Annotated in this window: 9 protein-coding genes; 4 read left to right on the plus strand and 5 right to left on the minus strand. The window is 67.3% G+C overall.

Annotation, left to right across the window (positions count from 1 at the left end; translation table 11 throughout):
• Positions 1 to 14: 14 nt before the first annotated feature.
• The 3 genes from M1K48_RS08910 to M1K48_RS08920 are packed head-to-tail and all read right to left on the minus strand — an operon-like array spanning position 15 to position 4392.
• On the minus strand, positions 15 to 2348 hold the full coding sequence (locus M1K48_RS08910) for a PAS domain-containing protein (RefSeq protein ID WP_249454584.1): 2334 nt from the start codon (positions 2346 to 2348) through the stop codon (positions 15 to 17).
• A 49-nt stretch (positions 2349 to 2397) separates the two neighbouring features.
• Positions 2398 to 3204: a LytR/AlgR family response regulator transcription factor gene (locus M1K48_RS08915; RefSeq protein WP_249454586.1), complete on the minus strand. Its 807-nt coding sequence runs from the start codon at positions 3202 to 3204 to the stop codon at positions 2398 to 2400.
• Positions 3205 to 3231: 27 nt separating this feature from the next.
• On the minus strand, positions 3232 to 4392 hold the full coding sequence (locus tag M1K48_RS08920; protein ID WP_249454588.1) for a sensor histidine kinase: 1161 nt from the start codon (positions 4390 to 4392) through the stop codon (positions 3232 to 3234).
• A gap of 121 nt (positions 4393 to 4513) precedes the next feature.
• On the opposite strand from M1K48_RS08920, the gene M1K48_RS08925 reads away from it, so the two are divergent.
• From M1K48_RS08925 to M1K48_RS08935, 3 genes are all read left to right on the plus strand, one after another.
• Complete coding sequence (locus M1K48_RS08925; RefSeq protein WP_249454589.1) at positions 4514 to 6403, plus strand: M1 family metallopeptidase; 1890 nt, start codon at positions 4514 to 4516, stop codon at positions 6401 to 6403.
• A 117-nt stretch (positions 6404 to 6520) separates the two neighbouring features.
• Positions 6521 to 8776: a TonB-dependent receptor gene (locus tag M1K48_RS08930; protein ID WP_249454591.1), complete on the plus strand. Its 2256-nt coding sequence runs from the start codon at positions 6521 to 6523 to the stop codon at positions 8774 to 8776.
• 63 nt (positions 8777 to 8839) lie between these two features.
• A complete protein-coding gene (locus M1K48_RS08935) occupies positions 8840 to 10378 on the plus strand; it encodes an AMP-binding protein (RefSeq protein ID WP_249454593.1) in 1539 nt (512 codons plus the stop codon).
• 2 nt (positions 10379 to 10380) lie between these two features.
• Here M1K48_RS08935 and M1K48_RS08940 read toward each other — a convergent pair whose 3' ends face one another.
• Together M1K48_RS08940 and M1K48_RS08945 are read right to left on the minus strand one after the other, a co-directional pair.
• Positions 10381 to 11994 carry a carboxylesterase/lipase family protein gene (locus tag M1K48_RS08940; RefSeq protein WP_249454596.1) on the minus strand — a complete coding sequence of 538 codons (1614 nt, stop codon included), beginning with the start codon at positions 11992 to 11994 and terminating at the stop codon, positions 10381 to 10383.
• On the minus strand, positions 11991 to 13226 hold the full coding sequence (locus M1K48_RS08945; protein ID WP_249454598.1) for a spinster family MFS transporter: 1236 nt from the start codon (positions 13224 to 13226) through the stop codon (positions 11991 to 11993). The genes M1K48_RS08940 and M1K48_RS08945 overlap by 4 nt, the downstream gene beginning before the upstream one ends.
• A 207-nt stretch (positions 13227 to 13433) precedes the next feature.
• On the opposite strand from M1K48_RS08945, the gene M1K48_RS08950 reads away from it, so the two are divergent.
• Entirely contained in the window at positions 13434 to 14111 is a 678-nt protein-coding gene (locus tag M1K48_RS08950; protein ID WP_249454600.1) for a TetR/AcrR family transcriptional regulator, read from the plus strand.
• Positions 14112 to 14157 lie beyond the last annotated feature (46 nt).

Genomic DNA, 14157 nt, shown 5'->3' on the forward strand with positions numbered 1-14157 from the left:
CGGTACGAGAAACCTCAGGGTCCGCTCAGTACCTTGCGGACGCAGGCGGCCAGCGCCTCGGTCCGGAACGGCTTGGCCAGCAGGGCGGCGCCCGGCGCGGCGGCGCGGATCGCGTCGGTCTCGCTGTAGCCCGACACGAACAGGATCCGCTGCTCGGGCGCGTCCTGGCGGATCTCGCGGGCGACCTCCGCCCCCGACATTCCCGGCATGAGATAGTCGAGCACCACTAGGTCGGGGGTCTCGCGGCGATATTCGCTCAGCGCCGCCGCGCCGTCGGCCGCTTCGGCGACCTGGTAGCCGAGGTCCTCGAGGCTGGCGACGACGAAGCCGCGGACGTCAGGATCGTCATCGACCACCAGCACCCGCGCCGCCGGCTCGACGGCCCGGCTGTCGCGCTCCTCTGCAACCGCCTCCTCTTCCAGCTTCGCCTGCGAGCCCTCGGCATGGCGGAAATAAAGCCGGACGGTGGTGCCCTCGCCTGGCCGGCTGTCGATCCGCGCGGTGCCGCCCGATTGGCGCGCGACTCCATAGACCATCGACAGGCCAAGCCCGGTGCCCTTGCCCACTTCCTTTGTCGTGAAGAAAGGCTCGAACGCGCGGGCGACCACCTCCTCGGGCATGCCCGATCCGGTGTCGCCGATGCTCAGCTCGATATAGTCCCCCGGCTCCAGCTCGGGATCGTCGCTGACCGTGACCGGCGCGGTGGTGATGGTCAGCAGCCCGCCCTCGGGCATCGCGTCGCGGGCGTTGATCGCCAGGTTGAGCACCGCCAGCTCGAGCTGGGTCGGATCGGCCAGCACCGGGATCGCCGCCTCGTCAAGCTCGATCCTCTTCTCGACCCCCGGACCCAGCACGTTGCGCAGTAGCGGCCGCATGTTGGAGATCAGCGGCGCCACCAGGGTCGGCCTGACCTCCAGCCGCTGGACCCGGCTGAAGGCCAGCAACTGCGCGGTCAGCCGCGCCCCGCGCTCGGCCGCTTCGAGCGCATTCCTCGCGTAGCGGCCCAGCTTGGGATCCTCGGCCCGGCGGACGATCAGGTCTAGCCCGCCGACCACCACGGTCAGCAGATTATTGAAATCGTGCGCGATGCCGCCGGTCAGCTGGCCCAGCGCTTCCATCTTCTGGCTTTGCCGAAGCTGCTCTTGCGCGGCCTTAAGTTCGGTGACGTCGCGCGCCTCGAACAGGATGTACAGGACCGCCCCGTCCTGCCCGGCGACCGGGCGGAAGGACACGTCGAGATAAGCCGTCGGCGAGCCCGCCCGCTCGAGGATGATGTCGCGAGTGACGGGTACGCCGGTCGCCGCCAGGGCGATGGCGCCGCTGACGGCCTCCTTATGCTCGGGGTAGGCGGAAAGGGTCGGCGCTTCCCACAATTTCTTGCCGATCGCCTCGTCCGCGCGCTTGTCGCGCCAGCTCGCCTCCGTGCGGTTGAGCTGGATGACAGTGCCGTCGGGCTCAAGCAGCACCACCACTTCGCGCACGCTGTCGAAGATGGCGCGGAGCCGGACCTCGCTTTTGCGGACCTCGGCCGTGCGCTCGTCGACCTGCTGCCTCAGCTCGCTCTCGGCTTCCTTGGCCACCGTGACGTCGAACGCCGCACCGATGAAGCCGATCAGCTCGCCGTCGGGCCCGAACCTGGGCGAGGAGACCGAGCGCAGCCAGCGATAGGCCCCGTCCGCCCGTTTGTAGCGCGCTTCCAGGCTGAACGGCCGCCGCGACGCTTCGCCGGCCATGCTTTCAACCACCACCCGCTCGAAATCGTCGGGATGGATGAAGTCGCGCCATTCGTGCGCATTGACCTGGTCGCGGGCCACGCCGGTAAAGCTCAGATACTCGTCGTTGACGAACTCGCGGTGGCGGTCGAGCCGGGTCACCCACATGATCACCGGCGCACTGTTGGCGATCCGCCGGAACCGCGCTTCGGATTCCCGCAAGGCCCGCTCGGCGACCCGTTGCTCGGTCACGTCGGTCACCAGGATCACGATTCCCGAAATCGAGCCGTCGGCCTCGCGCTGCGGCAGATACTGCGTCTGGATCGCGACCGTGCCGCGGCTCGGATGATCATATTCGGCGGCGAACCATTGCCGCTCTCCCTGAAGCGCGGCAGCGATCAGCGGCTTGCGGATGTCATAGGCCGCCTTGCCGATCACCTCACCGATCGGCCGCCCCAGTATCTCGGTCCGCGGCCGCTCGAGGAAGTCGGCCAGCGCTTGGTTGCAGAACAGGTAGCGCTCGTGGCTATCGATCAGCGACAGGGGCATCGGCAGGGCATCGGCAATGCCGAGGATCCGCTTGAAGTCGAACCCTCCAAGCGCGTCGGTCAGCACATCCCCGCCCTTGTTCGCCATGGCCGCAATCTACCGCACATGGGTCCGGCGGCAACCACCACCGTCCCGCCTAGTGGACGAACCGCGCCACCACGTCGCGATAACTGCGGCTGACCTTCACCTGCGCGCCCGAATTCAGGACCAGGAAGCATTCGCCGTTGGTGTGCGGCTTGACCTGCCGGACGAGGTCAAGGTTGACGATGGTCGACCGGTGGACCCGCTGGAACCGGCGCGGGTCGAGGCGCTTCTCCAGATCCTTCATCGTCTCGCGCAGGATCAGCGTATTGTCGCCGGTCTGGATGCACATATAGTCGCCGGCGGCATCGATCCGCTCGATCGTGTCGACATCGACCCGGAAGATCTGCCCCTGGTCCTTGATGTTGATCATCTTCTCGAACCGGCCGGATTCGGGCGCCGCGGCCGGAGCATTCTCGCCCAGTTCCTCCGCCGCTTCGGGGGCATGCTCGGCCAGCGCCTCGGCCAGCCGCTCGGCATGCTGCTGCGCGCCGCGTTCTGCCATCCGCTGGCGGACCCGTTCCATGGTTGTCGCCAGACGGTCCTCAAGCACCGGCTTTTCGAGATAATCCACCGCCTGGACCTCGAACGCACGCAGGGCATGCTCCGAATAAGCGGTTACGAACACGAACAGCGGCGGATCGACGTCCATCAAGCCCTGGATTACCGAAAATCCGTCGAACCCCGGCATCTGGATGTCGAGGAAGACGAGGTCGGGCTTGTGGGTCTTGATCGCCCGGATCGCCTCGCGGCCGTTGCTGGCGGTGCCGATCACCTCGACGTCGTCATGCGCCTGGAGCCGAAGCATCAGCCCCTGGGTGGCCAGCGGCTCATCGTCGACGAGGATGGTGCGAATGGTCATGCAGGTCCTTCTTGAATGGGCGGCCGGTCAGAGCCCGAGCGGCCGTGCATCGAGCGGAATCTCGACGATAACGCTAAATCCCCCTTGTTCGTTCTTGCGTGTCGCGAAACGGTGTCGCTCGCCATAGGCTTGCGCCAGACGGTCCCGGGTGTTCGCCAGACCGACGCCGGTCGACTGGGTGGCGACCAGCGCATCCTGTCCCCCGGCGCCATTATCCGCCACTTCGATCCGCACATTGTCCCCCTCGGGGATGGCGGTGACCCAGATGTCGGCCCCGGTCTCGCTCGGGGTAACCGCATATTTGATCGCATTCTCGACCAGCGGCTGCAGCAGCAGGCTCGGCAGCCGCACCCCGATGGTCTGCGCCTCGATCCGGAAGTGCGGGCGAAGCCGATCCTCGAACCGCATCTTCTCGATCTCGAGGTACAGTTTCAGCGTCTCCACCTCCTGCGCCAGCGTCACTTGGGCGGTCGGCTCATTCGCCAGCGTGTAGCGCAGGAAGCTGCTCAACCGCGCCAGCATCGCATTGGCCCGCTCGGTCTGCTTCAAGAGCACCAGGGTCGAGATGCTGTTGAGCGTATTGAACAGGAAATGCGGATTGAGCTGGTAGCGCAGCATCGCCAGCTGCGCGCTCGACGCTTGGCTTTCCAGCCGGGTGCGCTGGTCGATCTCCTCTTCCAGCAGCAGATAATAGTTGATCCCGTAGTAGAGCGCCGACCACGCCGCCAGCAGCGCGAAATTGAGGAGGATCGGCCCCAGTAGCTGGACCCCGACCGGATTGGCCCCGGGCCTGACAAAGGTCGCATGGCTCCACGTCTCGATCACCGAGAAGCAGCCCGACGCCAGCCCGACCGCGGCGAGGCTGAGGATCACCGTGTAGATCGCCCGCATGGTGATGAGGCGGCGGTACAGGCTCGCCAGCAGTAGGGTCAGCGAATAGCCGGTGGCGGTCAGCAGCAGGGTGTGCACCACGAACATCGCCGGCACCGCATTGGCGATGCCCGACAGCGTCCGAAGCATGAAATAGCCGACCCAGCCCGCCGACTGGAGAACCCAGAAGGCGCGGTTCTTGTCGGCGAAGAAGGGCGCATCGAGCCCGACCGTCCGCGCGATCGGCCCCGACCGCGGCGTTAGCGCCCGCGCCTTGCGGCGCGGCTGTTCGGTCAGGAGGGCGCTGTCGGTGGCCATGGCTGCGACATATAGCCGTGCACGGCCGCCATTGCGAGCAGACCAGCGTGTCGGAATGCCACCCGGGTGCTTCCCGGGCTGTTCAGCGGCAGTTACAGCGCGGGCAACAAAAGGAATTGCCATGACCCGCATCGCCCTTCTCCTCGCTTCTGCCTTGACCCTCTCGGCCTGCCAGACGGTTGCTGGAGGCACCGCAACGGCGCCCGCGACTTCGCCGGTCCTGGCTACCGCCGACGCCGCCGACCCGCACAGCTTCGCCCGCCCGCTCGAAGCGCGAGTGATCCATGTCGACCTCGACCTCGCCTTCGACTTCGCAGCCAAGGCGGTGACCGGCACGGCCACCCTCGACATCGACCGCCAGCCGACCGCGCGCGAGATCGTCCTCGACAGCGATGGCTATCAGGTCAGCGCGGTCACCGACGCCGCCACCGGCGCCCCGCTCGCCTTCGCTTATGGCGCAGAACAGGCGGCGCTCGGCCGTCCGCTGACGATCCAGCTCGGCGCCGGCACCCGCAAGATCCGCATTGCCTACTCGGCCCGCGACGCCGAGGCGCTGCAATGGCTGACCCCCGAGCAGACCGCCGGCAAGCGCCAGCCGTTCCTGTTCAGCCAGGGCCAGGCGATTCTCAACCGCAGCTGGATTCCGACCCAGGACAGCCCCGGTATCCGCCAGACCTGGTCGGCCAAGGTCACCGTCCCGGTCGCGCTGACCGCGGTGATGAGCGGCCTTCGCTCCGATGAGGTCACCGTCGGCACCGGTGGTACGCGGACCTACCGCTTCCACATGGACAAGCCGGTCGCGCCCTATCTGATCGCGATCGCGGTCGGCGACCTCAAGTTCCAGCCGCTCGGCAGCCGCACCGGGGTGTGGGCCGAGCCCGCAACCCTACCCGCCGCGGCGCGCGAGCTCGAAGACACCGAGAAGATGGTCGAAACCGCCGAGCGGCTGTTCGGCCCCTATCGTTGGGGCCGCTACGACATGATCGTCCTGCCGCCCTCGTTCCCGTTCGGCGGCATGGAGAATCCGACCCTCACCTTCCTCACCCCGACATTCATCGCCGGGGACAAGAGCCTGGTCAGCCTGATCGCTCACGAACTGGCACACAGCTGGTCGGGCAACCTCGCCACGAATGCGACCTGGGCCGACTTCTGGCTCAACGAGGGGACCACTACCTACGCTACGTCGCGGATCGTCGAGGCGGTCTACGGCAAGCGTGTCGCCGACCAGCAGATCGCGCTCGGGATCGACAGTCTCGACGGCGAGCTCAAGAATTTGCCGACGGCCGACACAAGGCTGGCGATCGATTTGCGCGGCCGCAGCCCCGACGACGGGCTGACCGACATCGCTTACGAAAAGGGCGCCGCCTTCCTGCGCATGATCGAAGCCAATGTCGGGCGTGAGCGCTTCGACCCGTTCCTGCGCAAATGGTTCGACGACCATGCCTTCCAGCCGGTGACCAGCGCGCAATTCCTCGCCGCCGTCCGCCGCGACCTGGTCCGCGGCGACGCCGCGCTGGAGCAGAAGCTGCAGCTCGACCGCTGGGTCTACCAACCCGGCCTGCCCACCAACGCGGTGCCGGCCAACGCTCAGGCCTTTGCCGAGGTCGATGCGGCGGTGAGGGCGCATGCCGCCGGCACCCTGCCCACCGCGGCCTGGGCGCGCTGGACCACCGACGAGCGCCTGCGCTTCCTCAACCGCCTGCCGCGCGAGCAGAGCCGCGCCCGGCTCGACGCCCTCGACCGCGCCTTCGGCCTCGACCGCGTCGGCAACATGGAGGTCAAATACGCCTGGCTCAGCCTCGCGGTCGCCAATCGCTACGACCCGGCGATTCCCTCGCTCGAAGCGTTCCTCGCCACCCAGGGTCGCCGCAAGTTCGTCCGTCCCCTCTACCTCGCACTCAATAAGGACGCGAGCTGGGGCCGCCCGATCGCTCGGCGCGCCTACCCGGTCGCCCGCCCGATCTACCATCCGCTGGTCACTGGTGAGTTGGACAAGCTGTTCGGGCGCTAACCAAACGCATCTCGCTCCGGACATTCACTCGTAAGAGAATTAGGATTGCAAGCGGTGCCAAGTTGCGGCACCTTCCTCTCCATGGCGCGTGTTCGCGCCACCTTGGAGGAGGGAAACATGGGGATCCGCAATCGCCTGATCGGCGCGTCGATGGTCGCAATCGCCTGGACGGGCACCGCCACGGCGCAGACACCCCCGCCGGCCGATCCCGGTGCCTCGACCGAACAGGCTGAAGCCCCCGCACCGACCCAGGGCGAGATCATCGTCACCGCCCGCCGCCGCAGCGAGAACCTCCAGCGCACGCCGCTGTCGGGCTCGGTCCTGTCGGGCACCGACCTCGCTGAAAAGGGCATCAGCAACGTCGACGCACTGCAGTTCGGTACCCCCAGCATCGTCGTCAACAACTTCGGGCAGGGCATTGACTTCAACGTCCGCGGCATCGGTAAGGGCGAGCACAACACCCAGACCGCGACCGGCGTCATCACCTATCGCGACGGCGCACCGACCTTCCCCGGCTACTTCCAGCTCGAACCCTATTACGACGTCGCCAACGTCCAGGTCCTGCGCGGCCCGCAAGGCACCATCGTCGGCCAGAATGCGACGGGCGGCGCAGTGTTCGTCAATTCGAACGACCCGATCATTGGCGGCGGCAACCGTGGCTATGTGTCGGGCAACATCGGCAATTATTCGCAGGCCGGCTTCGAAGGCGCGGTCAATCTGCCGGTCAGCGACACCTTCGCCGCCCGCGCCGCGGTCTACGGCCTGCGCCGCGACGGTTTCTACAAGATCACCGGCCCGGGCGGTGCGCCCTATACCGGCAATAACGGCGACCAGCGCCACCTCGCCGGCCGCCTCAGCCTGCTGTGGAAGCCGTCGAGCCAGCTGACAGTGCTGTCCAAGACCGACCTCGTCTATCTCGACATGGGCGGTTACCCGGCGACCCCGTTCCGCGATTATTACAAGAATTTCCCGATCGGATCGTCGACGCCCAACCCGACCTATCGCGACCTCTACGACATCAGCCTCAACTCGCCGCAGGAGGCCCGCGACAAATTCTATCGCACCATCCTGCGGATCAATTACGAATTCGCAGGCGGCATGCAGCTGCGCTCGGTCAGCGGCTTCTCCAAGGGCAACACCAAGTATCGCGCCGACCTCGACGGCACCGCCGCGCTGACTCCGGTCACCGCCGACCGGACCTTCTTCGACAGCGTGGACGAGCGGCAGTTCAGCCAGGAAGTGACTCTGATCTCGCCCGACACCGAGCGCTTCACCTACCTGATCGGGGCGTTCGGCGCCTGGAACAAGTATAACTTTAAGGCCCCGTTCCAGTTCGTCAGCGACAACAGCTCGGCCCCGGGAGCGGCCAGCGAATATCGCCTGCAGGGCATCAATCCCAACCGCTCGCTCGCCGCCTTCGGGCAGATCGGCTTCGCGTTTACCCCGCAGCTGAAGGTCGAGCTCGGCGGTCGCTACACCGCCAGCCGCAGCCGTAACGACGTTGACATCCTGCAGTTCGGCGTTCCGCTGGTCGCTGAGCAGCTCACCAAGTCCGACGACTTCTCGTACAAGGCGTCGCTCGGCTGGGAAGCGAGCCGCGACCATTATCTCTACGGCTTCATCGCCACCGGCTTCAAACCCGGCGGCCTCAACGTGCCCGTCGGCTTCGGGACCCCGGCGCCGTTCGGGCCGGAGACCGTCACCTCCTACGAGCTTGGCTGGAAGGGCTATTTCGCCAATCGCCGGGTCCGCACCACCGTCGCGGCCTTCCACAACAGCTACAAGGACTTCCAGGTCATCATCGGCAACCCGACGCTGCCGGTGTTCGGGCTGGAAGTGAACGTGCCGGGGACCACCAAGATCACCGGTATCGAAGGCGAGATCGAGGCCCGCTTCGGCGCCCTCACGCTTGGGCTCGGCGCCAACGTGCTGAAAAGCGAGATCGGCGACTTCTTCGCCCTCGATCAGCGCGGAACGCTGAGCCTGTCACCCTGCCTGCCCGAGACCGGTCCGGCCACGCCGCTGTGCCGCAACCTTGGCGGCAACGATCAGACCTATGCGCCCAACTTCACCTTTAACGCCAATGCCAGCTACGACTTCGCCCTCGGCAGGGATATGGTGCTGACGCCGCGGGTCAACTTCGGGCATATCGGCAAGCAGTGGGCGACCCTGTTCCAGGACCCCACCCGCGGTGATCGCATTCCGGCCCGCAACATCGTCAACGCCCAGCTCGCGCTGCGCACCGGGACCCTGACGGTCACCGCTTATTCGACCAACCTCACCGATCAGCATTATCCGGCGGCGCTGAACAGCGGGCTCTATTTCGCGGGGTCGCCGCGGCAATATGGCCTGAAGATTCAGAAGGGCTTCTAAGCGTTACACTCTTCGGGATGCGCCACCTCCCGGCGCATCCCGATCCTCCTGCGGACAAGCATCATGCAAGACTATCCGCTGACGGTAGATCGCTTCCTGGCGCACGCCGCCAAATGGTCCGGCACGCGCGAAATCGTGTCCGCTCGCCCCGACGGCTCGATCGAGCGCACCACTTATGCCGAGGTGCACAAGCGGGCCAACCGCCTGTCGGGCGCGCTTGCCGGCCTCGGCGTTGTCGAAGGCAGCCGGGTCGCCTCGCTGGCGTGGAACAGCCGCCACCATTTCGAGCTCTACTTCGCGGTGATGGGGATGGGCGCGGTGTGCCACACCCTCAACCCGCGCCTGACCGCCGCGCAGCTCGCGGCGATGGTTACCGAGGCCGACGACATGGTGCTGGCCGTGTCCGAGGATCTCCTCCCGCTGGCCGACGAACTGATGGCGCTCTGCCCCGGGCTCCGCGACCGCCTCCTGCTCGACACCGACGGGCCTTCCTCGGTCGAGGAACTGCTGGAGCGCTCCGGCGCGCCCTACCCATGGGGCCGCTTCGACGAGCGGACGATGGCCGGGCTCTGCTACACGTCGGGCACCACCGGCGCGCCCAAGGGCGTCCCCTACACGCACCGCTCCAACTACCTCCACACGCTGCGCGCGCTCGGCGCCGATGTCGTAGGCCTGACCGCCCGCGACAGCCTGCTGCTCGCGGTGCCGATGTTCCACGCCAACGGCTGGGGCCTGCCCTTCGCCGCCCCTGCGGTGGGCGCCAAGCTGGTCCTTCCCGGGCGCCAGCTCGACGGCGCCAGCCTGGCCCGCCTGATGGCCGAGGAAGAGGTCACGGTCGCGGTCGGCGTCCAGACCGTATGGCTGGGGCTGCTCGATCATCTCGAGCGCAGCGGGACCACGCTTCCAAAGCTGGAACGCGTTCTGATCGGCGGCTCCAACTGCCCCGAAGCGCTGCTCCGCCGGCTCGAGCAAGGTCTTGGCGCGCGGGTGCAGACCAGCTGGGGCATGACCGAGCTATCGCCGATCGGGACCATGTCGCCGCCCGGCGAAGCGGCGACCCCCGGCACCTCGGGGCGTCCCGCCATCGGCCTCGATCTCAAGCTCACCGACGAACATGGCGCGACGCTGGCCGAGCAGCGCGGGGTGCAGGGCCACCTCAAGGTCCGCGGCGCCAGCGTCCTCGATTGCTACCTCGGCGCCGAGCGCGACGCGTTGGACGAGGAAGGTTTTTTCGATACCGGCGACCTGGCGTTGATCGACGAGGCCGGCAACCTGGTCATCTGCGGCCGCTCGAAGGATTTGATCAAGTCGGGCGGCGAGTGGATCAACCCGGCGGAGATTGAGGCGATCGTCGGCGATCATCCGTCCATCCGCCACGTCGCCGTCATTGGACGCAGCGACCCCAAGTGGGGCGAGCGTCCGCTGATGGTGGTCGAGCGCTCGGCCGGCGGTGACGCAGCCGAACTGCTCGCCCTGCTCAAGGGCCGGGTCGCCGACTGGTGGATTCCCGACCGGGTGATCGAGGTCGCCGCGATGCCGCTCGCCACCACCGGCAAAATCGACAAGCAGCGCCTGCGCGCCGACTACGCCAGCGCGGCTTGAGCTCAGCAGCCCGCGACGGGCGGCGCGATCTCCGGCGCGAGCAATCCGACGTTCCAGTTCCACCCGTCCTTCCCCGCCGCGCGCCGGCGGCACACCACCGTCTCGTTGAACTCGAACATGCCCGGGAACAGGTCGCTCCTAGGGACCGGCCCTTGCGCGAACCAGACATAGTTCTGCGCTGAACCATAAGGCGCCCAGGCGGGCGCACCCCGGGCAGCCGGCTGTCCAGTCCGCACGAAGCTGGTCCAGTAATCGATCATGGTGTCCGACAGGCGCCGTTCGGCGGCCGTCGCCGGCACCTTGGGCCAGCGCGGCGGAGTGCCGTCGAACGTGCCCCAGGTGTAGGGCAGCTCGGACGCGTGGAAGGCATGCAACCCGGCCTCGTCCGCAGCCGGATAGCCATGATCGAACAGGTAGAGATAAGCGCGCTGACCGACTGCGGTCTGCTTGCGCGCAAGCCGCTCGGAGGTCCAGCCGTACAGGCTGTCGCGGGTCGCGGCGATCGTGCTCTCGGCATGGTCGGCACTCGGGTAGAGCCGGAGGAAGGCGGGCGCGAGGTCGCGGTAACGAGTGGTGATCTCGCGCTCATAGTCGGCCGGACTGGCGGCGGTCCTCGGGGCCAGCATCCGCAACGAGCGGATTTCGCCCTGGTTGAAGCCGGCCAGCACCGGCACCCGCGCTTGTTCTCCGCGGTCGAAGGCGTCGACCATCTGCCGCGGCAGCGCCTCGCCATCGACCACGCCGAACGGGAAGAAGCCCGCCTTGGCCGCCGCGCCGGTCAGCGCCGCCGGGTCCAGTTTGCGCATCTGCGCGATGGATGGGGCCTTTAGCGCCTGGCCGAGCAACTGACCGCCGACCTCCCACGACGGAAGCCCGAAGCGCGCGCGCTTCAGCTCGGGCATGGAGATCATGTAGGAGCTTTGCGCGATCGCCCCGCGAAACAGTCCGCGCGCCTGCGGCGAGGTCATCAGGTAGAGCGCGCTGAGGCCGCCCGCGGATTCGCCCGCAATCGTCACCTTGGCCGGATCGCCGCCGAACGCCGCGATGTTTTTCCGCACCCAGCGCAGGGCCGCGATCTGGTCCATCAGCCCGTAATTGCCCGACCGGCCGGTCGCATTCTCCTTGCCGAGGTCGGGATGGGCGAGCCACCCGAGCACGCCGAGGCGATAATTGATCGAGACTACCACGATGCCGCGCTCGGCCAGCCGCTGCCCGTCGTACAGCGCCTCGCGGCTGCTTCCGGTCAGCAGCGATCCGCCGTGAATCCACACCATCACCGGCGCGTTGCGGGCCTTGGCCGGGATCCAGATGTTGAGCGACAGGCAATCCTCGCTCATCGGCAAGGTGACGCCATTGTAGATGTTGGGCGCACCGCCCGACGGCTGCACGCAGGCCGGTCCGAAGGCGGTCGTGGCACGCTCGCCGCTCCACCGCTCGAGCGCCGCGGGCGGGCGCCAGCGCAGGTCGCCGACCGGCGGCTTGGCATAGGGAATACCCTTGAACACGCGAAGGCTGCCCGAGGTCGTGCCGCGCACGGTCCCGGCCGGGGCGTTCACGACCTGCGCCGCGGCAGGAGTCGCGGCGATCATCGCGAGGGAAAACAGCAGCTTGCTCATGCCCGGGCTTCCTCTTGCCGCCCAAGAGTTCGTGCGAGGCGCAGGAACAAGGCGATGGCGATCACGTAGAAGGGTGTCAGCGTGTACAGCGCAAGCTGCAGGCTGTTGGTGGACCCGCGCGCCGCGAACCAGTCGCTCGCCGCGCCCACCCAGGTCGGCCCGAGCCCGAGGCCGATAAAGTTCATCACCAGCAGCAGCAGGGCCCCCGCCAGCACCCGCTGGTTGGGCGCGCTTTCCTCCTGCACCAGCGTCACCGAGCAGCTCAGGTAGAAATAATTGAAGAACATCACCACGGTCAGCAGCAGAAGCGCGAGCGGCCACGACGGCGCCCACACGAAGGCCAGGTAGAAGGGCATGGCGATAGCCAGCGAAGCGGCGGGCAGGATGGCGAAGCCGCGGCGGCTGGCCCGGGTCACCTTGTCGATGATCCGCCCCGACACCAGCATCCCGCCGCCCATGCCGACCACGATCACCAGCGCATACCAGATTGCGACTTCGGACAGGGTCATGCCCTTTTCGCGCATCAGGAAGAGCACCGCGAAATTGCCCAGGCCATAGGTCACGAACTGGGTCGCCCCGCTGCCGAACGCGGCCAGGCTCAGCACCGGATTGGCGAAAAAGGCCTTTACCGTTCCCCAGAAGGGCGCATGGCCCATCGCCTCGCCGACCCGGCCATCGGTCGCGCCCTTGGCCGGCTCCGGCACCAGGAACGGCAGCGCCAGCGCAGTGACGATCCCGACCACGCCGATCCCGATGAACGCATCGCGCCAATTGAACGCGGCGGCGATCGACGCGCCCAGCGCGATCCCCAGCGCGGCCCCGATCGGCGGCCCCAGGTTGTAGATCCCGAACGCCATGCCGCGGCGGCCCGGCGGGTAGGTATCGGTGATCAGCGCATAGGAAGGCGGCACCCCGCCGGCTTCACCGAATCCGACCGTCATCCGCGCCAGCGCCAGCTGCGGATAGGTCCGTGCCAGCCCGCAGGCGATCGTCGCCGCGCTCCAGATCCCGCAGGCAAGGCTCAGCACCGCGACCCGGTTGGTGCGGTCCGCCACCCAGCTGACCGGAATGGCGATGAAGCAATAGAACATCGCGAAGTAGAGCCCGCCGAGCAGCCCCAATTGTCCGTCGCTGATCTGCAGTTCGTCCTGGATCGGCTTGGCCAGGATCGCCAGCAGCTGCCGGTCGAGGAAATTCAGCACGTAGACGAAGGTGAGGGTGATCAGGATCACGCTCGGGCTTCGGCGCCGGGCCGGTGCCGCGCCTGTGCTGACTTGCTCCGCCCGAACCGTCATAAGCCGCCGACGCCTCCACTGTCCTCACGCGATAATGGACAGCAGCCGACTGCCTAAGTCAATGCACGCTCACTCGCGTGTGAATATCTTTTGCAGCTGCTCAGGCGGCTTGACGCATGCTGCGGCGCAGCACAGGACAGGGGCGTGACCGAGGCAGTGAAACCCGTTCGCCGCACCCGCAAGGCCGAGCAGCGCGCCGAGACGATGGAGGCCATCTACGATGCCGCCGAGGATCTGTTCTCAAAGCATGGCCTGCACGGCGTTACGCTGAAGGACGTCGCCAAGCAGGTCGGGGTCCACCACACGCTGCTCAACTATTATTTCAGCGACAAGAAGGCCTTGTTCGACGCGGTCTTCGCCCGCCGCGCGGTGGTCACCAGCGACCGCCGGATGAAGGCACTGGACGATTACGAGGCGGCGGCCGGCGACAGGGTCACGGTGGAAGGCGCGCTCCACGCCTTCCTCGATACCGACCTCGACACCTATATCAGCGGCGGCGAGGGCTGGCGCAATTACGCCAAGCTCGGCGCGCAGGTCGCCAACACCCCCGAATGGGGCGCCGACCTGATGGATCAGCATTTCGATCCGGTCGTCCTGCGCCTGATCGATCTCCTGCAGCGCGCGCTGCCCGGCTGTCCGCGCGCCGACATCTTCTGGGGCTATCACTTCGTCACGGGCGCCCTGATGCTCACGCTCGCCCGCACCGGGCGCATCGACAAATTATCGGGCGGGCTATGCCGCTCCGACGACTTTCACGCGGTCAAGGACCGCATGGCCCGCTTCATGGCCGCCGGCTTCCGCGAGATCTGCGGACTCGAATAAAGCTGCTGCGCATACTGGCTCGACCGGCATCCGCCGCGATCGCGCA

It is taken from the genome of Sphingomonas glaciei (assembly GCF_023380025.1).
GTDB classification, from domain to species: domain Bacteria; phylum Pseudomonadota; class Alphaproteobacteria; order Sphingomonadales; family Sphingomonadaceae; genus Sphingomicrobium; species Sphingomicrobium glaciei.

What these genes read in the sequence shown, in the direction of transcription:
- M1K48_RS08910 (WP_249454584.1), bottom strand. Translation starts at nt 2,348, where the DNA reads ATGGCGAACAAGGGCGGGGATGTGCTGACCGACGCGCTTGGAGGGTTC.
- M1K48_RS08915 (WP_249454586.1), bottom strand. Translation starts at nt 3,204, where the DNA reads ATGACCATTCGCACCATCCTCGTCGACGATGAGCCGCTGGCCACCCAG.
- M1K48_RS08920 (WP_249454588.1), bottom strand. Translation starts at nt 4,392, where the DNA reads ATGGCCACCGACAGCGCCCTCCTGACCGAACAGCCGCGCCGCAAGGCG.
- M1K48_RS08925 (WP_249454589.1), top strand. Translation starts at nt 4,514, where the DNA reads ATGACCCGCATCGCCCTTCTCCTCGCTTCTGCCTTGACCCTCTCGGCC.
- M1K48_RS08930 (WP_249454591.1), top strand. Translation starts at nt 6,521, where the DNA reads ATGGGGATCCGCAATCGCCTGATCGGCGCGTCGATGGTCGCAATCGCC.
- M1K48_RS08935 (WP_249454593.1), top strand. Translation starts at nt 8,840, where the DNA reads ATGCAAGACTATCCGCTGACGGTAGATCGCTTCCTGGCGCACGCCGCC.
- M1K48_RS08940 (WP_249454596.1), bottom strand. Translation starts at nt 11,994, where the DNA reads ATGAGCAAGCTGCTGTTTTCCCTCGCGATGATCGCCGCGACTCCTGCC.